Consider the following 23,682-nt stretch of genomic DNA (forward strand, 5'->3'; position numbering starts at 1 on the left):
CGCTAGGAGAGCGGAACCCGCCACACCAGGCACGCCCCGCCACCGTCGGGAACCCGCACCTCCAGCGACCCGCCGAACTGCGACGCGCGGTGGGCGAGGTTGCGCAGACCGCTGCGCGCGGCGTCCGCCGGGATGCCGACCCCGTTGTCCTGCACGGTGATCACGACGTCCTCCCCGGCGTCGATCAGCACCGTCAACTCGGTGGCGGAGGCGTGTCGCACGCAGTTCGTGACGGCCTCGCGCACGACGGCCTCGAGGTGTTCGGCGAGTTCGGGCGGGACCGAGTTGTCCACGGTGCCGGCCATGCGGATGGACGGCTTGAGGTGCGTGGACTCGGTGAGGCCGGCGACCAGGTCCAGCAACCGGCGGCGCAGCGAGGTGTTGTCGGTCGAGTGCAGGTCGAAGATGGACGTGCGGATCTCGCGGACCGTCTCGTCGAGTTGTTCCACCGCGGTCCGCAGGCGGGCGGCCACCTCGGGTTCGGTGATGCGGCGCAGGGTGGCCTGCAGCGTGAGACCGGTGACGAACAGGCGCTGGATGACGTGGTCGTGCAGGTCCCTGGCGATGCGGTCGCGGTCCTCCAGGACGTCGAGGAGGCGTTGGGAGCGTTGCTGTTCGGCGAACTCCAGGGCCACGGCGGCCTGGTCCGCGAACGACGCGAGCATCGGGACCTGGTCCGGCAGGAAGCGGGTCTCGCCGCACCGGCGCAGGACGACCAGCGCGCCCGTCACGCCCATCTCCGAGCGCAGCGGCACGGCCAGGGCGGGGCCGAAGGCCGAGCCGAGGTCGTTCACCAGCAACGGGACGCCGGAGCGGATCACCTCGTCGACGACGTGGTCGGCGGCGGCGAAGTCGTCGACCTTCACACCCGCGCTGGCGGCGACGGACAGCGGGGTGTGCCGGCCGTCGCCCAGGACGACGAGGGCCGAGTCGGCGCCGGCCAGTTCCACGGTGCGCTGGGTGATGAGGCGCAGCGCGTACTCGCCGGACGCGCCGCCGAGCAGTTCCGAGTTGACCTCGCCGATCGCCTCGAGCCACTTCTCGCGCATGCGGGAGCGTTCGAACAGGCGGGCGTTCTCGATCGCGATGCCTGCGGCGGCGGCCAGGGCCTGCAGGACGGCCTCGTCGTCGGCGGTGAACTCGGCCGCGTCGATCTTCTCGGTCATGTAGAGGTTGCCGAACACCTCGTCGCGCACGCGGACGGGCACGCCCAGGAAGCTGTGCATCGGCGGGTGGTTGGGCGGGAAGCCGACCGACATCTCGTGCTGGGCGAGGTCGCGCAGGCGCAACGGCGTCGGGTCCTTGATGAGCAGGCCGAGCAGGCCCTTGCCCTCGGGCAGGTGGCCCATCGACGCACGCGTCACCTCGTCCACGCCGACGTGCAGGAACTCCGAGAGGTCGTCACGGGTGCCGAGCACGCCCAGCGCGCCGTAGCGGGCGCCGACCAGGTCCACGGCCGCCTGGACGATGCGCAGCAGCGTCGGCTCGAGCTCCAGACCGGACGCGACGGCGAGCACCGCGCCGAGGAGCTCCTGCATGTGGTCGCGGGCGGTCACGATCTCGTCCATGCGGTCTCGGACCTCGTCGAGGAGCTCGTCGAGGTCGCGGCGACCAGGCACGTCAGGCACGCCGCCTAGATTCGCACACTTTTCGGCCCCGCACGGCCCTAGCAAATGGGGACCTTCGACCGTGGCTGACCCGAGCGGACGGCCGGACAGTGGTGCCCATGACCATCGCCGTACCCGACTCACTCGGCCTAGCGGGTGAGGACGTGCGCGGCGTCCTCGCGCTCGCGATGGCCGCGGTCTCCGGCGTGCGCTTCGAGGTACGCCCGGAGCAGATCGAGCTGCACACCTCCTCTCCGCACAGCCGCGAGACACGGCTCGCCTGCGGGGTCGCCCTGCTCAACGTCCGGCTGGCGCTGCAGGGCCACGGCATCCGTCCACTCGTGACGCTGCTGCCCGGCCCGAGCGCGCACGACGCGGCCGCCGCCATCAGGCTCGGCGGGTACCAGGAGCCGAGCCCGGACGTGCTGGCGTTGCTGCACGCCCTGCGCACGAACCGTCGCACGTGGACGACCTTCCCCGAGCTGGCCTCGTGGCGCGGCCTGCTGTCGCGGGCGGCCGAGGTGGAACGGGCGTGGCTGCACGTCCGCACCGGCGCCGAGCTCGTGCTGTGCACGTTCAACCAGGGCGCGGCGGCGGAGATCCGTGCGGGACAGGCGATGCAGCGCGTCGTGCTGACCGCGGGAACCGTCGGGATCAGCGTCCACCCCGCGCCGCACCCGATGAGCCTGTCCGCGTTGCGCGCCGACCTGCGCCCGTGCCTCGGCAACACCCTGGTGCCGCAGATGGTCCTGCGGCTGGGTGAGGGGTAGTCCTCGGTGGACGGTCGCTAGCGCGCCATCACCGCCTTCCAGAGCAACCGGGCCAGTTCCGGATGACAGATGTCGTTGTGGGCGCCCGCGATCCCGTCGATGCGGCGGATCACCGACGTGCAGTCGACGTTGTGCACCTGCCCGCGCGAGAGTTCACCGGGAGCGCCGATCCGGTGGCCGTGCGCATAGGTGCCCTGCACGCCGTGCGAGCCGATGCCGCCGTACTTCGGGTACTCGTCCAGGTCGACCTGACGGCCCGAACGCGCGGCCAGCGGGTAGAACCTGCCGATCGCGTAGTCGTTCGACGACGTGGTGACGATGATCGGACCGGGCACCCGGCCCAGCACGCCGCGGAAGTGGCCGGAGCCGGGTTCGCCGGGGAGCCGTTCCGCGAACGACCACAGCGACATCGCGCCCTGCACCAGGGTCAGCGTCGCGGCGGGCACCACGTTCGCCATCGCCGTGGCGGTGATGCAGCCGAAGCTGTGGCCCATCAGGTGGATGCGTGCCCGTGGAGCGGCCTGCGCCACCTCACGGGCGATGCGCGCCGCTCCGCTCTCGCCGAAGACCTTGGCGCGCCGCTTCATCTTCCAGAACGTCAGGATCCGCAGCGGTGACAGGATCCCGCCCAGCGCCGGGTCCTCCAGGCACGCCCGGTAGAGCTGCTCGGCGTCGAACGCCATCCCGTCCTCGCCCGGCAGGTCGGGGACCGAGGCATCCAGGTAGTCGTAGGCCTGTTTGACCGTCGGCGACATGCGGCACGGGTGTTGCCGCGCGGCCTGGACGATCGTGCGCACGGCGGCCATGCGTCCGGCGCCCCCGCCGAGACGGTTCGCCTGCGCCTTGATGAACTCGTCCGACCGCACGTCCTCGTCGCCCCACGCCTTCGACGGCCAGTGCAGGCCGACGAGCAGGGATTTGAAACCGCCGGGAAGCCGGTGTGCCGCTTCACGTTCGGCCCGGCAGTCGGCCATCGTCCTGACCCACTGCCCGTACTGCTCACGGGCGGCCGGCACGTCGCCGTTCCACCCGTGGATGAAGAAGAAGACGTCGGTGACGCCTTGGCGGGCGTCGTACAGCACGTCCGCGCTGTCGCGCCCCCGCTCGTTGCCCGTCTCGTCGAAGCAGACGAGGTGATAGCTGATGTCGTGCCCTGGCACGGATTCTCTGGACATCGTGGATCACCACCACACACAAAACGCGCCCAACTGTTGTCCGTTTAATCGGAACCGGGGCGGCTCATGTTTACCCCCACTGATCAGGAAAACCCGTTCGGACCAGGGGATTCACCCCGATTGCGCCGGTAGTGTCGGGCCGCGCGGACCCGGTTGCCGCACGAGGGCGAGCACCATTCACGGCGCGGGTGGTCCTTCACGAAGTACAGCACGCAGCCCGGTGCGTAACAGGCGCGCAACAGAACCCTGCCCTCACCGGTGAACAGCTCGACGGCCTCGGCCGCGATCGAGGCGCGTTCGCGATCAGCGAGTGATCCATCACTCTCGTTGTGCCGCAACAGTTCGCCGTCCTGAACGAGCAGCTGAGGCCATCGCTGCGCACTGCGCGCCGCACGGTTGACCTCACCCACGGCCCGTTCCAGGTCACGATCCCGCGCGACCGGACGCGTGTCCTCGGTCAGCACGCCGGCCAGGTCCCGCAACGCCTGCCGCAACGCGAGGAACGCCGTCAGATCGGCCTGGTCCGCCGGAACTCCCAGGAAGTCGCGAAGCCCACCGACAGTCGTCAGGTCGTCGTGCACCTGCGACCGATTGACCCAGATGGTGTTCATCAGCAGGACCGGGCGGGGTTCGTCGGGCGTCAGCACGTCTAACGGTAACACGGGCTTGCATCCGTTAGGCCAAAGTTCTAACGTTTGCAGCTTCGAGCAACCGTTGGAAGGACCGTCGCATGGAAGGACCGTCGTGACACTCACGCCCCCGTTCACCGCCGAAACCGCACGCCTGAAGGTGCAGGCGGCCCAGGACGCCTGGAACACCAGGGACCCGGTTCGCGTCGCCGGTGCGTACACACCGGATTCGGTGTGGCGCAACAGGTCGGACTTCGTCCACGGCACCGAGGAGATCGTCGCGTTCCTGACGAGGAAGTGGGAACGCGAACACGAGTACGTGCTGCGCAAGTCGTTGTGGGCGTTCAGCGGCGACCGCATCGCCGTGCGCTTCCAGTACGAGTGGCACGACGACAAGGGCCAGTGGTGGCGCAGCTACGGCAACGAGAACTGGGAGTTCGCCGAGTCCGGCCTGATGTCGCGGCGCGAGGCGAGCATCAACGACGTGAAGATCGCCGAATCGGACCGCCGCGTCGACCCGAACTCCACCTACGAGATCCCGCAGGAGTGATGAACGTGCACGTCAAGGCGCTGTGGCGGTTCCCGGTGAAGTCACTGGGCGGCGAAGAACTCCAGCAGGCCACCTTCACCCCGGACGGCGTCGAGGGCGACCGGCTGGTGCACGTGCAGGGCCCGCGCGGCGTGCTGACCGGCCGCACCCGCTACGGCCTGCTCACCATCCCCGCCTCCACCGGCCCCGACGGACCACTGGTGGACGGACACCCGTGGGACAGCTGGCAGGCGCACGAGAAGGTGCTCCCGTTCGGCGGCAGGCTCACCCGCTACACCGGCCCTGAGCGCTTCGACGTGCTCAACGTCCTGGTGGCCACGGACGGCCAGGTCGAGGCCTCGGGCGTCGACGTGCGACGGCTGCGGCCCAACATCCTGATCGGCGGCGTCGAGCCCGGCGAGGAGGAGTCCTGGCCGGGGCACGCGCTGGTCGTCGGCGACGTGGTGATCGGGATGTACCAGCAGCGCGCGCGGTGCGTGGTCACGACGATCGACCCGGACACCGGCGCGCAGGACCTCGACGTGCACCGGCGGATCCGGCACGAGTTCGGCGGCGTGCTGTGCCTGGACAGCTGGGTGATCCAGCCCGGTGTCGTGAACGTCGGAGACACCGTCGAGCTGGTGCCGACCGACGAACTCCCCGGCCACATCGGCGGGTGGATCGTCGGCCGGCCCTACGCCGTCTAGGAACCCGCGGCTAGATGTTGCGGCGGTACTGCCCGCCCACCTCGAAGAACGCCTCGGTGATCTGGCCGAGCGTGCAGACGCGGGCCGCGTCCATCAGCACGGCGAACACGTTCTCGTTCGTCTGCGCCACCTCACGCAGCCGCGTCAGCGCCTTCTGGGCCTCGTCGCGGTGCGCGGCCTGGTAGGCGCGGGTGCGGTCGACCTGCGACTCCTTCTCCTCCTCGGTGGCACGGGCGAGCTCGATCTTCACGACCTCGCGCGTGCCGTCCTCGGGCAGGAAGGTGTTGACGCCGATCAACGGCAGCGAGCCGTCGTGCTTGCGCTGTTCGTAGAGCATCGACTCGTCCTGGATGCGGCCGCGCTGGTAGCCGGTCTCCATCGCACCGAGCACGCCGCCGCGTTCGGAGATGCGGTCGAACTCCATGAGCACGGCCTCTTCGACGAGGTCGGTGAGCTCGTCGATCACGAACGAGCCCTGCAGCGGGTTCTCGTTCGCGGAGAGGCCCCACTCCTTGTTGATGATCATCTGGATGGCCATCGCACGGCGGACGGACGACTCCGTGGGAGTGGTGATCGCCTCGTCGTAAGCGTTGGTGTGCAAGGAGTTGCAGTTGTCGTACAGCGCGCAGAGGGCCTGCAGCGTCGTGCGGATGTCGTTGAAGTCCATCTCCTGCGCGTGCAGCGAACGGCCCGACGTCTGCACGTGGTACTTGAACTTCTGCGAACGCTCCGCGGCGCCGTAGCGGTCCCGCATGGCCACGGCCCAGATACGACGCGCCACGCGTCCGATGACGCTGTACTCGGCGTCCATGCCGTTGGAGAAGAAGAACGACAGGTTCGGCGCGAAGTCGTCGATGTTCATGCCGCGCGCGAGGTACGACTCGACGTAGGTGAAGCCGTTGGCCAACGTGAAGGCGAGCTGGCTGATGGGGTTCGCCCCGGCCTCGGCGATGTGGTAGCCCGAGATCGACACCGAGTAGAAGTTGCGGATCTGCTGCTGGATGAACCACTCCTGGATGTCCGCCATCATGCGCAGCGAGAACTCCGTGGAGAAGATGCAGGTGTTCTGGCCCTGGTCCTCCTTGAGGATGTCGGCCTGAACGGTGCCGCGAACGTTGGCCAGCGCGAACGCCCTGAGCTTCGCGTGCTCCTCCGCGGACGGCGCGCGTCCCTCCTTCTCCGTGAACACGGCGACCTGCTGGTCGATCACGGTGTTGAGGAAGTAGGCGAGGATCGTCGGCGCCGGGCCGTTGATCGTCATCGACACGGACGTCGTCGGCGCCACCAGGTCGAAGCCGTCGTACAGGGCCTTCATGTCGTCCAGCGACGCGATCGAGACGCCGGACGTGCCGATCTTGCCGTAGACGTCCGGCGGGGTGTCGGGGTCGCGGCCGTAGAGCGTCACCGAGTCGAACGCCGTCGACAGGCGCGTGGCCGGGTTGCCCTTCGACAGGTACTTGAAGCGGCGGTTCGTGCGGAACGCGTCACCCTCGCCCGCGAACATGCGCGCCGGGTCCTCGCCCTCGCGCTTGAACGGGAAGACCCCTGCGGTGTAGGGGAAGAAGCCCGGCAGGTTCTCCTTGCGCAGGAACCGCAGCAGCGAGCCCTCGTCGTCGTAGCGCGGCAGGCTGACCCGGCGGACCTTGTTGCCGGACAACGTCTCCCGCGTCAGCGACGTGTGGATCTCCTTGTCGCGCACCTTGAACACCAGCTCGTCGCCGGAGTACTGCTCGACGGTCGCGGGCCACGCGCCCAGCAGTTCCGTCGTGTCGCGGTCGAGCCTGCGCTCGGAATCGGACACCAGTTCGGCGATGTCCGCGACGCCCTTGCCCGCGGCCTCCAACGCCTTCTGCGCGCCGGAGAGCTGGGTGTGCGTGCGGACGGCAGCGACCTGCTCGTCGGTCCTGCGGTGGTAGCCGCGCACGGTGTCGGAGATGTCGCTGAGGTAGCGGGCACGGGCGGCGGGCACGACCGTGGACGCGGAGGTCGACGTCTTGCCGGCCACGGTGACGAGCGCGCCTTCTTCGGTGTGCAGGCCGTGCTCGATCAGGCCGTCGCGCAGGAACTGGTACAGCGCCGTCACACCGTCGTCGTTGAACGTGGCCGCGGACGTGCCGTAGACCGGCATGTCCTCCCACTTCACGCCGAACGCCTCGCGGTTGCGCACCATCTGCCGTGCGACGTCACGGCGCGCGTCCTCGGCGCCACGGCGTTCGAACTTGTTGATCGCCACGGCGTCCGCGTAGTCGAGCATGTCGATCTTCTCGAGCTGGGAGGCGGCACCGAACTCCGGCGTCATCACGTACAGCGAGAAGTCGACGAACGGCACGATGGCCGCGTCACCCTGGCCGATACCGGGCGTCTCGACGATGACCAGATCGGCACCGGACGCCTTGCACGCCACGATGGCCTGCTCCAGGCCGTCCGGGATCTCGCTACCCGCACGGCGCGTGGCCAGCGAACGGAAGAACACGCGATCGCCGTCGAGGCAGTTCATGCGGATGCGGTCACCGAGGAGCGCGCCACCACCACGGCGGCGCGTCGGGTCGACGGCGAGCACGGCGATGCGCAGCTTGTCCTGCTGATCGAGCCGGAACCGGCGCACCAGTTCGTCGGTGAGCGACGACTTGCCCGAGCCACCGGTGCCAGTAATGCCGAGAACCGGCACCTTGCGCGTGGTCTCCAGGGGCTCGGCGGTACCGGCCTCGATGTGCGTGATCGCGCGCGCCAGGGCCTCGTCGGCTCCCGTCAGCAGCGCGTCGTGGCTGAACGGCTCGGTGAGCGCGTGATCGCACTCCTCGATCATCAGGTTGATCATCCGCGCGAGGCCGAGCGTCTGCCCGTCCTGCGGCGAGAAGATCCGCGCGACCCCGCGCGAGTGCAGCAGCTCGATCTCCTCGGGGACGATGACGCCGCCACCGCCGCCGTAGACCCGGATGTGCCCGGCACCGCGTTCGTTCAGCAGCTCGACCAGGTACGAGAAGTACTCGACGTGCCCACCCTGGTACGCGCTGATGGCGATGCCCTGCGCGTCCTCCTGGACCGCCGCGTCGACGACCTCCGACACCGACCGGTTGTGGCCGAGGTGGACGACCTCCGCACCCTGCGACTGCAGGATCCTCCGCATGATGTTGATCGCCGCGTCGTGGCCGTCGAAAAGGCTGGACGCGGTCACAAAGCGCACCGGGTTCGCCGGCTTGTGCAGAGTGGTCGCCATGAGAATAGTTTGACTTCCTACTATTGGACGTGCAACCGAGGGTGGGCCAGGTCTCTGTATCGAGCATGATCCCGCCGCCTGCCACAGGTTCGCTCGTGGAGCACTTCGCGCCGGTAGCGTGCCCGCATGGCCGAAGTCGACGACTACTTCGCGGGCCTCGACGCTCCGGCGCGGGCCGCGTTCGAACGGATCCGCGCGCTGGCCGAGAAGGTCGCGCCGGACGCCGAGCAGGGCACGAGCTACGGCATGGCGGCGCTCCGGCTCAAGGGCAAGCCGCTGCTCGGGTTCAAGGCGGCGAAAGATCACCTGGCCGTGTTCCCGTTCAGCCCCGCGGCCGTGGACGTGGTGCGCGAGCGGCTGGCCGGGTTCTCGCTGTCCAAGGGCACGGTCCGGTTCACGGTGGACCGGCCGCTGCCCGACGACGTGGTCCGCGACCTGGTCCGGCAGCGGATGGGCGAGATCGGCTAACGGGCGGCGCCCCACTCGTGCGCCATCGCGGCGGCCTCACCACGGGAACCGACGCCGAGCTTCTCCAGGATCTTCGCCACGTGGAACTTCACCGTGGACTCGCTGATGTGCAGCTCACCGGCGATCTCGCGGTTGCGCCGGCCACGGGCGAGCTGCGCCAGCACCTCCAGCTCCCGCGCGCCCAGCACGGTGAGCGGGTCCTCGCGCGGCGTCTCCGGCGGTCCGAGCGGAACCTCGATCGTGACGGTCGCGCCCCAGCCCGGCACCGCGTCGACCTCCGCCTGGCCCCCGAGCGGACCGAGGCGTTCCGGGACGCGGCGCTGGTCGAGGCTGCCGCACGACAGGGTGCCCGGGCCGTCGTCCCGCACGGTCGCGCGCAGCACGGCCCCGACGATCTTCCAGCCGATGTGGACGCGGCTGACACCGCCCTGGTCGTCCAGCATCGCGTGCACGGTCGAGCGGACCACGGCGGCGGCCGTCGAGGAGACCTCGGTCGGCACCACCCGGTCCGCGCCCTCCTCCGCGCCGGGCGGGCCGAGGTCGAGTCGCACGTCACGGCCGCGCAGGACCCGACGCAAGGACTCCGCGAGCCGTTCGAACGCGTCGCCCGCGCGTTCCTCGGTCTGCGCGCGGTCGAGGTCGGCCCGCGCCCGCAGTTCGACCAGCGCGGTGACGGCGAGGTCGACTGCACGCGAGCGGACCGCCGAGTCGTCCCCGTCGCGGTCGCGCAGCACTCCGAGCAGTGCGGTCAGCGAGGCGCCATAGGCGTCACTGAGGTCGGAGATGGCCACGGCGCGTGCCGCCGCCGCTGCGCGTGACACGGCGAGAGTGGCGGGCACCGCTTCGTTGCGCATGCTCTCCATGTGCGCGGTGACGACGTCCCACACCGCGTTGGCGGGCTCTAGAACCTCCTGCGGCACAGGCGTGTCATCAGCGCGCAGGAGCACCAGCATCGCGCTCGGCACGGAGAGGTCACTGACCAGCACGACCACCGGGACGTCGACCCCGGCCATGACCGCCCGGCCCTGCCAGGGTCCCTTCGAGGGCAGCACCGCCTGCAGGGTGGCGAGGTCGGTGATCGTGACCGACGGCCGCCGCGCCTCGCCGCGGAACTTGAACGGCGCGAACGAGCAGTTGGACAGCTCCGCGATCGCCCGGTGGGGGATGTCCTCGGCGAACACCTCGGACAGCTGCGCCAACGTCTCGCCCAGCGGCGCCTGGATCACCTGAGCGGCCTTCTGCAGGTCCATGACTCGAGCGTAGTCCGCCCGGCCGAGTGTCCGGCTGGCCGTTCGGCTAGGTCGAACTAGCCGAAGTACGGGCCACTCCGACTTCACGCGCTCGCTAGTGTTGACATGTCAACCAAACGACAAGCACCCGGAGTCAGAGATGAAGGCGATCACCTACACCACGTTCGGCGGCCCCGAAGTGCTGAGCCTGACCGAGGTCGACGAGCCGCAGGCCGGTCCCGGACAGGTGCGGTTGAAAGTCGTGGCGGCGGCGGTCAACCCGCTCGACCACAAGATCCGCAACGGCTGGATGCCGCAGATGGCACCGCCGTTCCCGGTGACCCCCGGCGCGGAGGCGGCCGGCATCGTCGACCAGGTCGGCGAGGGCGTCACCGGCGTCGAGGTCGGCGACCAGGTCCTGGGCTGGACCGACACCGGCGCGTACGCCGAGTACGCGCTGGCCACCGAGTTCGCCCTGAAGCCCGCCGACCTCGACTGGGACACCGCCGCCGCGCTGCCCGTCGCCGTCGAGACCTCGGTCCGCGTGCTCGACGCGTTGAAGGTCGGCGAGGGCGACACACTGCTGATCCACGGCGCGGCGGGTGTCGTCGGCGCCGTCGGCGTCCAGCTCGCGGTGGCCCGCGGCGCCACGGTCGTCGGCACCGCCTCCCCCGGCAACCACGACTACCTGCGCTCGCTCGGCGCCATCCCGGTCGCCTACGGCGAAGGCCTCGCCGACCGGGTCCGCGCCGCCGCGCCGCAGGGCGTCGACGCCGTGTACGACGCCGCCGGGCAGGGCGACCTGCCGGTGTCAGTCGAACTGGCCGGCGGCACCGACCGGGTCATCACCATCGCCGACCCCGCGGCCGCCGGACTCGGCGTCACGTTCTCCGGTGGCGGCGCGCCGTTCGGCTCGCGACTCGGCGAGTACGCCCGGCTCGTGGTCGAGGGCAAGCTCACCGTGCGGGTCGCGCAGAGCCTGCCGCTGGCCGACGCGGGCAAGGCGCAGGACCTCGTCGCGACCGGGCACGCGGCGGGCAAGGTGGTGCTGCGCCCGTCAGAGTGACGGTGCCGCGACGGCCTGAGGAGGCACGACCGGCCGGCACCGGGCGATCGTGATCTCCTCGGCCAGCGCGGACAGCTCGCTCGCCGCCCGTGCCCTCGGACCGCACTGCCGCAGGTGGTTCAGGGCACGGGCGAGCAGCAGGTCTGCCTGCTGCTCGCACCACTTCCGCGCGCCGTCGACGGTGATGCCCGCGCACGCCGCCGCCACCACCGGGAGCGTGCGGTGACCGTCCTGCGGGGCCAGGACGTCGTCGACGTGCTTGCGCGCCAGGCCGACGTCGTCGCCGAACTCCCTGAGGTGACGGGCCTGGCTCGCGCTCGCACCGGCCGCCAGCGCGCCGAGTTCGCACGCCGCCGCGGTGAGGGCGCTGTGCTTTGCCGCCGCCACCCCCAGGTGCTCGGACATGTCCACGTCGTCGCGCTCCTCCATGCCGATCTCCTGGACGTAACCGTCCACAACGGACATCAGCGCGACGTTGAGGATCATCACCCCGGACCGGGTGAGGCGGGCGCAGGCGAGCGAGAGCAGGGCGTCGGCCGCCGAGACGACCCGGTCTGCCCCGAACGCCTCCCGCAACGGCCCGCGAGCCATGAGGTCCGCGTGCAGCCGCTCGTGCAGGTGCGCGAACTCCAGCGCGACAGCGGTTTTCGTCACCTCGGCGTCACCGAACGCCTCGGCGGAGAGCAGCACGAGCGCGGCCGTCGAGAAGTCCTGCCGCACGAGCCCGCGCTCGACCACTTCGCGCGTTTCGTCCGGAAGTTCCGCCAGCGCCGCGCCCAGCAACGGCTCGACCGCGGCTCGGGCGCGCTCCAGCACGTGCTGCGGCGGCGCGACCACGTCGATGCTCGTCATGCGCGTTTCCTCTCAGAGCCCGGGAAACGACGCTAAACCCGCTGGTCAGGCATTCCTGTCCGATAACCACTGTCGTGTTAAACAGAGGCACGATCCGGGGAGCGCGACTAGGTTCGATGGTGAACGGGTTGTCGTCACCATCACCCGACCGTGATCCCTGAGGGGCTGACAGTGCGCTACACCAAGCTGGCCGGCATGGACGTGTCCGAGATCTGCCTCGGCATGATGAGCTACGGAGATCCGAAACGGGGCGGCCACCCGTGGTCGTTGCCGGAGGAGGACTCCCGGCCGTTCGTCAAGGCCGCGCTCGACGCCGGCATCAACTTCTTCGACACCGCGAACATGTACTCGGCCGGCTCCTCGGAGGAGATCACCGGCCGGGCGCTGCGCGACTTCGGGCGGCGCGAGGAGATCGTGCTCGCCACCAAGGTGCACCACCGGATGCACGAGGGCCCCAACGGTTTCGGCCTGTCGCGCAAGTCGATCCTCGCCGAGATCGACAACTCGCTGCGCCGCCTCGGCACGGACTACGTGGACCTGTACCAGATCCACCGCTTCGACGGTTCGGTTCCGTTGGAGGAGACGCTCGAAGCGCTGCATGACGTCGTGAAGTCCGGCAAGGCGCGGTACATCGGCGCGTCGTCCATGTACACGTGGCAGTTCGCCAAGGCGTTGTTCACGCAACAGGCGAACGGCTGGACGAAGTTCGTGTCGATGCAGAACCACTACAACCTCCTCTACCGCGAGGAGGAACGCGAGATGCTGCCGTTCTGCGCGGACCAGGGCATCGCCGTGATCCCGTGGAGCCCGCTGGCCCGCGGCCGCCTGGTCCGCGACTGGGACGCGACGACCGCGCGCACCGAGACCGACGAGTTCGGGTCCACTTTGTACCTGGAGTCGGACCGCGCGATCGTCGACCAGGTCGCCGCCGTCGCTTCGGACCGCGGTGTGTCACGGGCGCAGGTCGCACTGGCGTGGCTGCGGCGCAACCCGGTGGTGACGGCACCGATCGTCGGCATCACCAAGCCCGCGCAGCTCGACGACGCGGTGGCGGCGCTGGACTTCGAGCTCACCGACGACGAGGTGTCGCGGCTGGAGTCGGGCTACGAGCCGCACCGCGTCGCGGGTCATTCCTGACCCGCGAACGCGGATATACACTCGCGCCCGTGCCGAACTTGCGGATCAGCGAGGCCGCCGCGCTGCTCGGTGTCAGTGACGACACCCTGCGCCGGTGGATCGACCAGGGCCGCCTTGCGTCCGTCGTGCTGGACAACGGGCGCAAGGGGGTCAGCGGGACGGAGCTCGCGGCGTTCGCGCAGAAGATGACCGAGGTGGCCGAGCCCGGTGCGACCGTGGCCGCCTCGGCGCGCAACCGCATGAAGGGCATCGTCACGCGGGTCGTCAAGGACGGGGTGATGGCCCAGGTCGACATGCAGGCCGGGCCCTTCCGCGTCACGTCCCTGATGAGTCGTGAGTCCGCGGACGAGCTCGGCCTGGAGGTCGGCAGCGTCGCCGTGGCCTCGATCAAGTCGACGCACGTGGTCGTCGAGATCCCCGAGGCCTGAAGTCCCTAGACGAAAGCGCTCTCGCCGGTGATCGCCTTGCCGACGATCAGCGTGTTCATCTCGCGCGTGCCCTCGAACGAGTAGATCGCCTCGGCGTCGGCGAAGAAGCGGGCCACGTCGTAACCGAGCACGATGCCGTTGCCGCCGAAGATCTCCCGTGCCCAGGCGACGACCTCGCGCATCCGGGAGGTGACGAACGCCTTCGCGAGCGACGAGTGCTCGTCCTGGAAGATGCCCGCGTCCTGCAACCGGGCGAGCTGCACGAGCATGCCCCACGACGCGGTGATGTTGCCGAGTGACTGCACCAGCTTGTCCTGCACCATCTGGAAACGGGCGATCGGGCGGCCGAACTGCTCGCGCTCCTTGGCGTAGGCGAGGGCGAGTTCGTAGGCGGCGACCATCACGCCGAGCGCCTGCCAGGCGACACCGCCGCGGGTGGCGCGCAGGATCTCCGCGACGTCGCGGAACGAGTTGATGTTCTGCAGCCGGTTCGCTTCCGGGACCTTCACCTCGGTCAGGGTGATCTCGGCGTTCTCGACGATCCGGAACGCGATCTTGCCCTCGATCTTCTCCGCGACGAAGCCGGGCGTGCCCTTCTCCACGACGAAACCCTTGACCTGGTTGTCGTCGAGGTCGCGGGCCCACACCACCACGTAGTCGGCGAAGGTCGCGTTGCCGATCCACTTCTTGGCGCCGTTGAGCACCCACGCGTCGCCGTCGCGGCGAGCGGTGGTGCGCATGCCGCCCGCCACGTCGGAGCCGCCGAGCGGTTCGGTCATCGCGAACGCGCCGATCTTGTCCATCGCGGCCATGTCCGGCAGCCAGCGATCACGCTGCTCCTGCGAGCCGCCCGCGAAGATCGAGTACATCGCGAGTCCGTTGTGGACACCGAAGAACGTGGCGACCGACGCGTCGGTGCGGGTCATCTCCATGGCCAGCATGCCGGTGAGCAGGTTGCTGACGGCGGCGGGGTGTTCGCCGTAGCCCTCGTACGACAGCGCGGTGAGGCCGGCGCCGCGGAACTTGCCGATCAGCTCGTGCGGGAACTCGCCCTTGGCCCAGTACTCGTTGACCAGCGGCTTGATCTCGGTGGTCATGAACTCGCGGGCGCCGAGCAGGATCTTGCGCTCGTCGTCGCTCAGCAGTGCCTCGTAGTTGTAGAAGTCGGCGGTCAGCTGGTCTTCCAGGCGGTCCATGTCAGTTCTCCTCCACTGCGATCAGAACGGCGAGCTGCCTGCGGTCGCGCGTCTCGGCGAGCGCCGAGTACGTGGAGGAGCCGTAAGCGTCTTCCACGGCCTTGATGAGCCGTTCGGGATCTTGCGACGGGGTGCCCAGCTGCAAGCCCTGCATGGACTTGCCGATGTGCTCGGCGAGGTGCCGGTAGCCGCCTGGCCCACCACCGAGGTGGGCGCCGAGGAACGGTCCGACGGTCGCCCAGCGGATGCCGAGCGAATTCGTGACGACCGCGTCGAGGTCGGCGGGCGTGACAACGCCCTGCTCGACCAGGTAGGCGGCTTCGCGGGAGAGCGCGGCCTGTAGGCGGTTGCCGACGAAGCCAGGGATCTCCTTGCGTTCGACGACCGGGGTGCGGCCGAGCGAGCGGTAGAACTCGACGGCCCTGGTCACGGACTCCTCGCTCGTCTGCTCCCCCGGTACGACCTCGACCAGCGGGATCACGTGCGGCGGGTTGAACGGGTGTCCGATCAGGACGCGCGAGCCGTCGATGCCGGCGGTGAACGCGGTGGACGGGATCGCGGACGACGAACTGAGCAGCAGAGCGTGTTCCGGGGCCTCGCGCACCAGCTCGGCGAACAGGGTCTTCTTGAACTCCAGGTCCTCCGGGCCGTTCTCCTGCACGAAGTCCGCGTCCCGCACGGCTTCGGCGACGCTCGGCGCGATCTCCACGCCGTCCGGAACGACCAGGTCAGGACGGGGATCCACGACCCGCACGGTCAGACCGTGCTCGGCGAACAGCCTGGCCCACGAAAGTCCGATGACACCCGCACCGATGACCGCGACGGTCGTCATGACACCTCCAGGTAGTTGTGAACCGGCTTGGCGGGAGCGAGCGTCAGGTCGGTGATGACGTGGCTGGCGGAGACGACCTCCAGCACGGGGAGGTCGGCGAGCGGCGCGAGGACGTGCTGGAACAGCTGCAGGCGCGCCGGGCCGGTGTACGCGGCCTTGACCACGACGTCGGTGATCTCCGTGCGCACGAGTTCCTGCACTCGCAACGTTCCGTCATAGTCAGGGATCGTCTTCAGCATGAAGGTTGGAACCGTGATCTCCGCCTCAGCCTGACGGGGGTCCAGTTCGAACTGCTTGTAGCCCATCGTGGCCGTGGCGACCCGGATGGTTCCGTAGTCGAGCGTGCCGACCAAAGCGCCGTTGTCGGCGTAGAGCGTCGGCGAGGCCATGACCTTCGGGTACGCGCTGACCTCGCGGCCGGACGCGGTGGCGGCGAAGCTGTCGAGGTACATCGCGTGCAGGTACTCACCGCGTTCGCCGCCGAAGACGACCGGGATCGCCTGGCCCGCCTCGGTGTACGGCCCGTAGCCGGTGACGTCGTTCATCTTCATGACCTCGAACCGGACGAGCGGCTCGTCGATCTCCAGCGGCGCGGGGACGACGGCCCGCAACGCCTCCGGTTCGGTCCGGTAGACGATGTTCAGGTACTCGCGGTCGAAGAACCGGGGCCGCACCGCGGGAAACGCGGGAGCGGTGAGGGGTGTGATGCCCAGCATGATCAGCGTCCTGTCCACTGTGGAGCGCGGCGCTCGGCGAACGCGGTCATGCCCTCGCGGACGTCGGCCGTGCTCATCAGACGGGCGCTTTCGGTGCGTTGTGCGGCCCAGGGGTCCCGCGAGCGCACGACGGCCTTGACGGCGGCGAGCGCCAGCGGGGCGTTCTGGGCGATCTGTTCGGCCAACTGGAGTGCGATCGCGGCGGCCTCGCCGTTCGGCACGACCCGGTTGGCGATGCCGAGCGTGCCCGCGCGAACGCCGTCGATCGGTTCGCCGGTCAGCAGGATCTCCATGGCGAGGTGGTGCGGGATCCGCTGCGGCAGGCGGACGACTCCCCCTGCGGCGGCGATCAGGCCGCGCTTGACCTCGGGCAGTCCGAACCTGGCGTCCTCGGCGGCGACGATCAGGTCACAGCCCAGGGCCAGCTCGAACCCGCCTCCCAGCGCGAACCCCTCGACCGCGGCGATCAGCGGCTTGGTCAGCTCGGCCTCGGTGAGACCGCCGAGCCCGCGATCACCGACGACCGGCGACTCACCCTTCAGCGCGGCCTTGAGGTCCATGCCCGCGCTGAACGAGCCACCCGCTCCGGTGAGCACGCCCACGCGCAGTTCCGGCGTGGCCTCGAGTTCGTCCAGCGCGGCGGAGAGCTGCGTCGCGACGGCCGCGTTCACGGCGTTGCGGGCCTCCGGGCGGTCGATCGTGATCAGCAGTGCCGAACCGACGTGTTCGGTGCGAACCTGTTTCATGCCAACTCCTTCAGGACTTCGGCGGTGTCGGCGCCGGGCAGCGGGGCCAGGCGGCGGACGGTGGCGGGCGTGGCGGAGAACCTGACGGGGATGCCGATCGACCGGATCGCGCCCTCGCTCGGGTGCTGCACGACGTCGAGCAGGTGACCGTCGCGGACGTACGGGTCCTCGTGCGCCCTGTCCAGCTCCAGCACAGGGCCGAACGGGATGCTGTGCTTCGCGCACACCTCCGCCCATTCCTCTGTGGACAGAGCGGGCGCGCACTCGTCGACCAGGCCCATCAGGTCGTCGCTGTCACCGGGGTCGATCCGCTCGCCGGCGACGCGCGGGTCCTCGACCAGGTCGGGCCTTTGAGCCGCGGCGAAGAAGTCGCGGAAGTTCTGCGGGTTGTACGGGACGACGCAGGCCAGACCGTCCTTGGTGTGCACGGCGTGGTGCCCCTTGGCCATCGACAGGTTGAAGCCCGTCGGCCCCTCCTCCGGCACGAACGCGTGACCGGCGAGGTGCTCGACCAGGTTGAACGCGATCATCGTGTCGGCCATGGGGATCTCGACCCGCTGGCCCTCACCCGTGGAGTTCCGGTGCACCAGCGCGGCGAGCACGCTGTAGGCGATGGTCAGCGACGACACCTTGTCACCGATGATCGTCGGCAGGTAGACGGGCCGGCCGAGCGCGCGGTTCGCGATGTCGACCAGACCGGACGCGCCCTGGATCGTCTCGTCGTAGGCGGCGATGCCCGCGCGGTCCGAGTCGCCGCGGAAGCCCTGCGCGTGGGCGTAGACCAGGCCGGGGTTGCGCTCGGCGACGTCGGCGTAGTTCAGGCCGAGGCGGCTCAGCGCGCCCGGTCGCATGTTGGTGATCAGCACGTCGGCCGTGTCGATCAGCTTGAGCGCGGTCTCGCGGTCGTCCTCGTCCTTGAGGTTCAGCGCGACGCTGCGCTTGTTCCGGTTGACGTTGAGGCTCAACGGGGTCATGCCCGGCGTGGTGCGGTAGCGGCCGTTGCGGACGGTGTCCACAGGCGACTCGATCTTGATCACGTCGGCGCCGAGGTCTCCGAGGATCTGGGCCGCGTACGGGCCCATCACCACGGTCGAGAGGTCGATCACGCGCACGCCGTCCAGCGGACCGGCGGTGATGTCCTTCATCGTTCGTCCTTTCGCACCTGTTCGTCCTTGCACCACCGAAGTTAGTGGCGAACAGCGAGAAAGGGAACGATCATGTCGCGAACAATGGCATGACCACAGCGGTCACACCATTGTTCATTTCACCATCGGCTCCGCGAAGATTTCTTTCGCCACCGCGACGAGATCGTCGAGGTCGCCGCCGCAACCCCGGTCGTGCCGCCAGAGCAGTCCGGTGTCGAGCTGGGCGCGGAAGTCCTCGAAGGGCAGGACCACCATGTTCTCCAGCTGGTAGCCGCGCATCGAGCTGTCCTCGTCGAGCATCGAGACGGAGAACCCGAGCCCGCTCGACACGATCTCCGACGTGCCCTGGTAGCCGGTGTTGCTCAGCTGGATGCGCTTCCTGATGCCCAGTTCGCTCAATTGACGGTCGAGCTGCTCGAAATATGCGGGCATGATTTCTTCCGGCGACTTCGCATACGCGAGATCGGTGAGATCGGCCAGTTTGACCGAATTCCGGCCTTCGAACTGATCCGCCGGCACCACGGCGCCGAGGCGTTCCGACATGACGTGCACCGTGTCGAGGGAGGCCTCCTGCACGGGCAACCGGGCCAGCGTGAGGGCGAGCCGGCCGTCCTTCACGGCCGCGACGAGGTCCGTGGTCGTCCCCGGCCACCGCTTGACCTCGAACCGCTCCGCCACCCGATCCGCCAGCACCGTCAGGCGTTCCCGCAGCGCCGGGTGGATCCCGGCGGGCATGCCGATGAACACGGTCGTCCTGGCCCGGCTGGTCGCCTGGTCGAGGCGCCACGGGATCGACCCGACGCGGTCGAGCACGTCCCGCGCGATCGGCAGCAGGGCGGTGCCGGCGTCGGTCAGCGCCACGTGATGGGTGCTGCGGTCGAAGAGCTTACGGCCCAGTTCGTGTTCGAGGTCCTTGACGCGCTGGCTCAACGGCGACGCGGCCATGTGCAGCTTCCGCGCGGCCGCCGAGAAGTTGAGCTCCTCGGCGACCGCGACGAAGTACCTGAGGTGCAGCAGTTCCACGTGTTCCAGACTAGGCCGTTCGGAGCACGAACTCGTCGTTGCACCCACCCGCGAGCACCACGTCGAGTCTTCCGGCGAGCGCGTAGACACCGCACGGGGTGTTCGCCGGCGTCGTCGGCGCCTTGTCCGGCCACGCGATCTCACGGACGACTTCCACCGTCTGCCAACGGTCCCGCGTGCGGACCCAGCGAGATGACGGCGAGCTTGCGGGCGCCGGAGAGGGCGGCGACGGCGTGCCGTTTGGAGACACGCGGAAGACCGTGCCGGAGATCGAGTCGGTCTCTGAAGCGTTGCGGCAGAACGGTTTTCGGTGGGCTGGTAGCGGCCAGGGACGGCGGTGATGAGAGTGGTGCGGGCCAGAGCTCGTTCTGTTCCAGGCAAGTGATGAACTGGGTCAGCAATTTCTCCGCCCTGTCCAATGTGGAGCCCGGTGCGCGACGTACTTGTAGGTGATCGGCGAGCGTGTGAACCAGCGTGCTCATGCCGCTGCCCCCGATCCAGGCCAAGGGCGGGCGATGTCCTCCAGCCGGAGCGTGGCGACTTCGCCGATGCTCAGACCCAGCCGCACCTGATCTTCGGACAGGGCCTTGGGTAGCCCGGCCAACTTCCGTCGAGCCACCGTCGGCACCACGCTCGTCAGCCCGACCGGCATGGCCACGGGATACGGGAGTTGATGTTCTCGGTGTGCGCCGAGACGATGTTCAGGGCCGTTGCCGAACGTTGCGCGGACCGGACAGGTGGACCAGACTGCCTCGATGGTTTCCGAATACCTTCAGACCGACCAATTCCGCGGTGCTCGTATACACCTGAGCAATCTGGCGGGCCTCGAGATCCGCGATTGCGAGGTGGACAGCCTGAAGATCGTCGACTGCTACGGCAGCGACGTCTACCTTGGTGGATTCTTCGAGCGACTCGTCGTCAACGACGTCGACGTGACGGCCTACGTCGAGGCTGAGCTCGACCGCCGGCACCCCGCGCGGGTGGTGGCGCGGGAGGCGGCGTCCCCCGAGGACTATCGGGCTGCTTGGGACACCATCGAGACCCTGTGGAACGCGACGCTCGACCGGGCGAGGCTGTTGCCCGAGGCCACACTGCACGAGCGGGTCGGCGGCGAGTGGTCGCTGGTCGAGACACAACGGCATCTGCTGTTCGCCAGCGATGCCTGGCTCGGCAATGCCGTGCTCGAGGAGGAAGCGCCCTACCACCCGTTGGGCCTCCCCGCCGGGGGAACACCGCCGGCGGAAGCGGAGAAGCTCGGCCTCACCCTCCAAGCCGTCCCGACGCTCGACGAGGTGCTCGCGCCGCGACTCGCCCGCATGGCCGCGATGCGGCGTGTCGTCGACGGACTCACCGCGGCCGAGCTCGACCGGGTGTGCGGCCGCAAGCCCGCGGACATGTATCCCGACCAGGAGTACGTCGTACGCCGCTGCCTCAAGGTAGTGCTGAAGGAAGAAGCCGAGCACCACCGTTACGCGGTGCGCGACCTCGCAGTGCTCGAAGGTGCGACTGGACCGCGGTAGTCGCCGAGCGACTCCCCGGCCAAGTGTCGAAGCGGAAGCAAAGCCGCACGTGTTGCGGCATTCAACCGCCATGCGACTCCTGTCATCCTGGCGATCCTCACCGCGGCACCCGGACCCGGCTACCGACTTTCGTCGCTACTTCCCAGCCCCGCGAGCTTCCGCGACGCCTCCGCCTCACCCCACCGGAACCCGATGCGGCGTGACAGCTCCACGGCCTCGGCGTAGGAGCTTCTGGCCTCGCCCGTCCGCCCCGCCAGCTCGTGCACGATGCCGCGGTCGAGCAGCACGCCCGCCTCGATCTGCCTGTCCCCCACCGAACGCGCGAGTCGCAACGCCTCCTCCGCCAGTTCCAGCGCCCTCTCCAGGGAGCCGAGCTGGCGGTGGGCGTCGGCCATGTTCGCCAGCGCGTGCAGTTCGCCGGACCTGTCGCCGCACGCGCGCAACGTCGTCAGCGTCTCCTCGTAGCAGACCAGCGCGGCGGGGAGGTCGCCCAGCGCCGCGTGCACGAGGCCCAGGTTGGTGCGCACGTAGGCCGCGCCCTGGGAGTCGTCGAGTTCCTCGCGCAGCAGCAACGAGGCTTCCAGCGAGGTCAGGGCGGCGGGCAGGTCGCGGCGGCGCCAGTGGGTGATGCCGAGGTTGTTGAGCGTCACGGCTTCCAGCCGGCGGTCGTGCAACGCGCGGGCCAGTTCCAAAGCCGCCGTCCAGTGTTGCTGGGCCTCGGCGAACCTGAAGCCGCGCTCGCAGGCGGCGCCGAGTTCCTTCAGCGCCAACGCTTCCGCGCGGACGTCACCCAGTGAACGCGCGGCCTCCAGGGCGAGGGTGTTCAGCGCGGCCCAGTCCGCCACCTCCGAGCGGCGGCGGAAGTACCACGACAGGCCCGCGGCGAACGCGACCGCGTCGGCCGGGGAGGCCTGGTGCGCGGCGGCGATCAGGTTGTCGCGTTCCTCGGCCAGCCAGAGGTCGGTCGGGTTGTCCGCCAGCGCTTCCAGGTAGTGCTTGTGCAGGCGTTCCAGCGCGAGCGAGCGTTCCTCGGCCGACTCCGAGCCGCGGCAGCGTTCGCGGGCGAAGAGGCGCAGCAGGTCGTGCAGCGCGAACCGGCCGGGCACCGGTTCCTCGACGAGGTGCGCGTCGGCCAGTTCGGCGAGCAGCTCCTCCACGTCCGGCACGTCGGTCAGCGCCCGTGCCGCGGCGACCGCGAAGTCGGGGCCGTCGAGGAGGCCGAGCAGCCGGAAGACCCCGGCCACGGCGGAGGATCCGAGCTCGGCGTAGCTGACCTCGAACGCCGAGCGCACCGCGACGTCGCCGAGCCTGAGCTCGTCCAGCCGCCGCGTCTCGTCCGCCAGCCGTGCCGCCAGCAACGGAGCTGTCCACTGTGGACGGGCGGCGAGCCGGGCTCCCGCGATGCGCAGGGCCAATGGCAGTCCTCCGCACCAGCGCACGAGTTCCGCCGCGTCCTCGACCTTCCCGGCGACACCCTCCAGCAGCCGGTACGCGTCCTCCAGTTGCAGCGCCCCGAGTTTCACGTACGACGCGCCGGTCAGCGAGGTGAGCGGGCGGCGGGACGTGATCAGCACGGCCGAGCCGGGACCGGTCGGCAGCAGGCGCTTGACCTGGCCCGCGGTCGCGACGTTGTCCAGCACCACCAGCAGCCTGCGCGACGCGGTGAGCGAGCGGTAGCGCAGGGCCTCCTCGTCACCGGGCCGTTCGCCCAGCGCCCGCAGGAACTGGCTCAGGACCCGCTCCGAGGCTCCGTCGGACAGGTCGGCGTAGAGCTGGCCGTCCGGGAACCGCGCCGCGATCTCGTGCGCCGCCCGCACCGCGAGCGCCGACTTGCCGATGCCCGCCTGTCCGGTGATCACGCACACCGCGACCCGGTCCGGCCGCGGCTGGGCCTTGATCAGGTTCAGCTCGCGGCCTCGTCCGGCGAAGGTGACCACGTCCGGCGGGAGCTGCCGGATCGCCGCCGCGCCAACGGGTTTCGCGCGCAGGATCTCGGCCTGCAGGCGCCGCAACGACTCCCCCGGCTCGACGCCGAGCTCGTCGTGCAGCACCCGGCGGCACTCCTGGTAGGCGGCGAGCGCCTCGGCCGGACGGCCCGCCCGGTGCAGCGCGACCATCTGCTGCTCGCGCAGGCGTTCGTTCAACGGGTGCTCGCGCACCCACTCGTTCAGGTCCGCGACGACCTCGACGTGCCGGCCGAGGTCGAGCTCCGCCTCGGCGCACTCGACCCGCGCGGCCAGCCGCAGCTCCTCCAGTTGCGCGACGACTCCGCGCAGCAACCCGGACGCGGCCAGGTCCGCGAGGGCGGGCCCGCGCCACAACGCGAGCGCCTCGCGGTAGGCGCGCGGTGTGCGTTCCCGGCGGGCGGCGTCGAGCAGTTCGGTGAACCGGGTCAGGTCGAGCTCGGCGGGGTCGATCGACATCAGGTAGCCGGGCGGCCGCGAGAGCAGCCGCGAGCCGACGATCTTGCGCAGCTGGTAGACGTAGACCTGGAGGTTCTTCAACGCCGTCTTGGGCGGAGCGTCGTCCCACATCACGCTGATCAGCCGGTCGACCGACAGCACCCGGCCGGGCTGCGCGAGGAGCAACGCGAGCACCGCCCGTTGCTTGGGCGGCCCAAGGCCGCGCCGCACGCCGTCGTCGGCGTAACACTCGACCGGCCCCAGCACCCGGAACTCCACGATCCGATC

At 69.7% G+C, this 23,682-nt stretch carries 22 protein-coding genes; 8 read left to right on the top strand and 14 right to left on the bottom strand.

Features of this window, described 5'->3' with window-relative positions; genetic code table 11:
- Positions 1–2 precede the first annotated feature (2 nt).
- On the bottom strand, positions 3–1,628 hold the full coding sequence (locus tag PV646_RS26410; RefSeq protein WP_500344876.1) for a sensor histidine kinase: 1,626 nt from the start codon (positions 1,626–1,628) through the stop codon (positions 3–5).
- A gap of 98 nt (positions 1,629–1,726) precedes the next feature.
- On the opposite strand from PV646_RS26410, the gene PV646_RS26415 reads away from it, so the two are divergent.
- Complete coding sequence (locus PV646_RS26415) at positions 1,727–2,377, top strand: hypothetical protein (protein ID WP_500344877.1); 651 nt, start codon at positions 1,727–1,729, stop codon at positions 2,375–2,377.
- Positions 2,378–2,394: 17 nt separating this feature from the next.
- On the opposite strand, the gene PV646_RS26420 is transcribed toward PV646_RS26415, so the two are convergent.
- Both PV646_RS26420 and PV646_RS26425 read right to left on the bottom strand, forming a co-directional pair.
- Positions 2,395–3,552 carry a hypothetical protein gene (locus tag PV646_RS26420; RefSeq protein ID WP_500344878.1) on the bottom strand — a complete coding sequence of 386 codons (1,158 nt, stop codon included), beginning with the start codon at positions 3,550–3,552 and terminating at the stop codon, positions 2,395–2,397.
- 83 nt (positions 3,553–3,635) lie between these two features.
- The gene (locus PV646_RS26425; protein ID WP_500344879.1) at positions 3,636–4,214 is read right to left on the bottom strand and encodes a CGNR zinc finger domain-containing protein; all 579 of its coding nucleotides are present in this window, start codon (positions 4,212–4,214) and stop codon (positions 3,636–3,638) included.
- 82 nt (positions 4,215–4,296) lie between these two features.
- Here PV646_RS26425 and PV646_RS26430 point away from each other — a divergent pair, with 82 nt between their 5' ends.
- Positions 4,297–4,731 carry a nuclear transport factor 2 family protein gene (locus PV646_RS26430; RefSeq protein ID WP_500344880.1) on the top strand — a complete coding sequence of 145 codons (435 nt, stop codon included), beginning with the start codon at positions 4,297–4,299 and terminating at the stop codon, positions 4,729–4,731.
- Entirely contained in the window at positions 4,731–5,417 is a 687-nt protein-coding gene (locus PV646_RS26435; RefSeq protein ID WP_500344881.1) for an MOSC domain-containing protein, read from the top strand. Before PV646_RS26430 ends, PV646_RS26435 begins: the two co-directional genes overlap by 1 nt.
- A 10-nt stretch (positions 5,418–5,427) precedes the next feature.
- Here PV646_RS26435 and icmF read toward each other — a convergent pair whose 3' ends face one another.
- Positions 5,428–8,634, bottom strand: coding sequence for a fused isobutyryl-CoA mutase/GTPase IcmF (icmF, locus tag PV646_RS26440; RefSeq protein ID WP_500344882.1), 3,207 nt, complete (start codon positions 8,632–8,634; stop codon positions 5,428–5,430).
- A gap of 126 nt (positions 8,635–8,760) precedes the next feature.
- On the opposite strand from icmF, the gene PV646_RS26445 reads away from it, so the two are divergent.
- Positions 8,761–9,102: an iron chaperone gene (locus PV646_RS26445; protein ID WP_500344883.1), complete on the top strand. Its 342-nt coding sequence runs from the start codon at positions 8,761–8,763 to the stop codon at positions 9,100–9,102.
- Here PV646_RS26445 and PV646_RS26450 read toward each other — a convergent pair.
- The gene (locus PV646_RS26450; protein ID WP_500344884.1) at positions 9,099–10,352 is read right to left on the bottom strand and encodes a helix-turn-helix transcriptional regulator; all 1,254 of its coding nucleotides are present in this window, start codon (positions 10,350–10,352) and stop codon (positions 9,099–9,101) included. The two genes, PV646_RS26445 and PV646_RS26450, sit on opposite strands and share 4 nt — an antisense overlap.
- Positions 10,353–10,491: 139 nt before the next feature.
- On the opposite strand from PV646_RS26450, the gene PV646_RS26455 reads away from it, so the two are divergent.
- Positions 10,492–11,397 (top strand): NADP-dependent oxidoreductase, encoded by a 906-nt coding sequence (locus PV646_RS26455; protein WP_500344885.1) that lies wholly within the window; start codon positions 10,492–10,494, stop codon positions 11,395–11,397.
- Here PV646_RS26455 and PV646_RS26460 read toward each other — a convergent pair.
- Positions 11,389–12,249 carry a polyprenyl synthetase family protein gene (locus tag PV646_RS26460; protein WP_500344886.1) on the bottom strand — a complete coding sequence of 287 codons (861 nt, stop codon included), beginning with the start codon at positions 12,247–12,249 and terminating at the stop codon, positions 11,389–11,391. The two genes, PV646_RS26455 and PV646_RS26460, sit on opposite strands and share 9 nt — an antisense overlap.
- A gap of 171 nt (positions 12,250–12,420) precedes the next feature.
- Between PV646_RS26460 and PV646_RS26465 the strand changes: the two genes are divergently transcribed.
- The gene (locus PV646_RS26465; RefSeq protein ID WP_500344887.1) at positions 12,421–13,386 is read left to right on the top strand and encodes an aldo/keto reductase; all 966 of its coding nucleotides are present in this window, start codon (positions 12,421–12,423) and stop codon (positions 13,384–13,386) included.
- A gap of 29 nt (positions 13,387–13,415) precedes the next feature.
- Positions 13,416–13,814 carry a TOBE domain-containing protein gene (locus tag PV646_RS26470; protein WP_089916545.1) on the top strand — a complete coding sequence of 133 codons (399 nt, stop codon included), beginning with the start codon at positions 13,416–13,418 and terminating at the stop codon, positions 13,812–13,814.
- 5 nt (positions 13,815–13,819) lie between these two features.
- Here PV646_RS26470 and PV646_RS26475 read toward each other — a convergent pair whose 3' ends face one another.
- The 7 genes from PV646_RS26475 to PV646_RS26505 form a co-directional block, all read right to left on the bottom strand.
- Positions 13,820–15,010, bottom strand: coding sequence for an acyl-CoA dehydrogenase family protein (locus tag PV646_RS26475; RefSeq protein WP_500344888.1), 1,191 nt, complete (start codon positions 15,008–15,010; stop codon positions 13,820–13,822).
- A gap of 1 nt (position 15,011) precedes the next feature.
- Positions 15,012–15,842 (bottom strand): 3-hydroxyacyl-CoA dehydrogenase NAD-binding domain-containing protein, encoded by an 831-nt coding sequence (locus tag PV646_RS26480; protein ID WP_500344889.1) that lies wholly within the window; start codon positions 15,840–15,842, stop codon positions 15,012–15,014.
- Positions 15,839–16,558 carry an acetoacetate decarboxylase gene (locus PV646_RS26485; protein ID WP_500344890.1) on the bottom strand — a complete coding sequence of 240 codons (720 nt, stop codon included), beginning with the start codon at positions 16,556–16,558 and terminating at the stop codon, positions 15,839–15,841. The genes PV646_RS26480 and PV646_RS26485 overlap by 4 nt, the downstream gene beginning before the upstream one ends.
- Positions 16,559–16,560: 2 nt before the next feature.
- On the bottom strand, positions 16,561–17,304 hold the full coding sequence (locus PV646_RS26490; RefSeq protein WP_500344891.1) for a crotonase/enoyl-CoA hydratase family protein: 744 nt from the start codon (positions 17,302–17,304) through the stop codon (positions 16,561–16,563).
- Positions 17,301–18,449: a CaiB/BaiF CoA transferase family protein gene (locus PV646_RS26495; protein WP_500344892.1), complete on the bottom strand. Its 1,149-nt coding sequence runs from the start codon at positions 18,447–18,449 to the stop codon at positions 17,301–17,303. Before PV646_RS26495 ends, PV646_RS26490 begins: the two co-directional genes overlap by 4 nt.
- 114 nt (positions 18,450–18,563) lie before the next feature.
- Complete coding sequence (locus PV646_RS26500; RefSeq protein WP_500344893.1) at positions 18,564–19,472, bottom strand: LysR family transcriptional regulator; 909 nt, start codon at positions 19,470–19,472, stop codon at positions 18,564–18,566.
- A gap of 10 nt (positions 19,473–19,482) precedes the next feature.
- Positions 19,483–19,629 (bottom strand): hypothetical protein, encoded by a 147-nt coding sequence (locus tag PV646_RS26505; RefSeq protein WP_500344894.1) that lies wholly within the window; start codon positions 19,627–19,629, stop codon positions 19,483–19,485.
- Between the two features lie 598 nt (positions 19,630–20,227).
- Here PV646_RS26505 and PV646_RS26510 point away from each other — a divergent pair.
- A complete protein-coding gene (locus tag PV646_RS26510; RefSeq protein WP_500344895.1) occupies positions 20,228–20,992 on the top strand; it encodes a DinB family protein in 765 nt (254 codons plus the stop codon).
- A gap of 119 nt (positions 20,993–21,111) precedes the next feature.
- Here PV646_RS26510 and PV646_RS26515 read toward each other — a convergent pair whose 3' ends face one another.
- Positions 21,112–23,673: an AfsR/SARP family transcriptional regulator gene (locus PV646_RS26515; protein WP_500344896.1), complete on the bottom strand. Its 2,562-nt coding sequence runs from the start codon at positions 23,671–23,673 to the stop codon at positions 21,112–21,114.
- Positions 23,674–23,682: the final 9 nt, after the last annotated feature.

It is taken from the genome of Streptomyces sp. ID05-26A, from assembly GCF_033794685.1.
Lineage (GTDB): Bacteria > Actinomycetota > Actinomycetes > Mycobacteriales > Pseudonocardiaceae > Lentzea.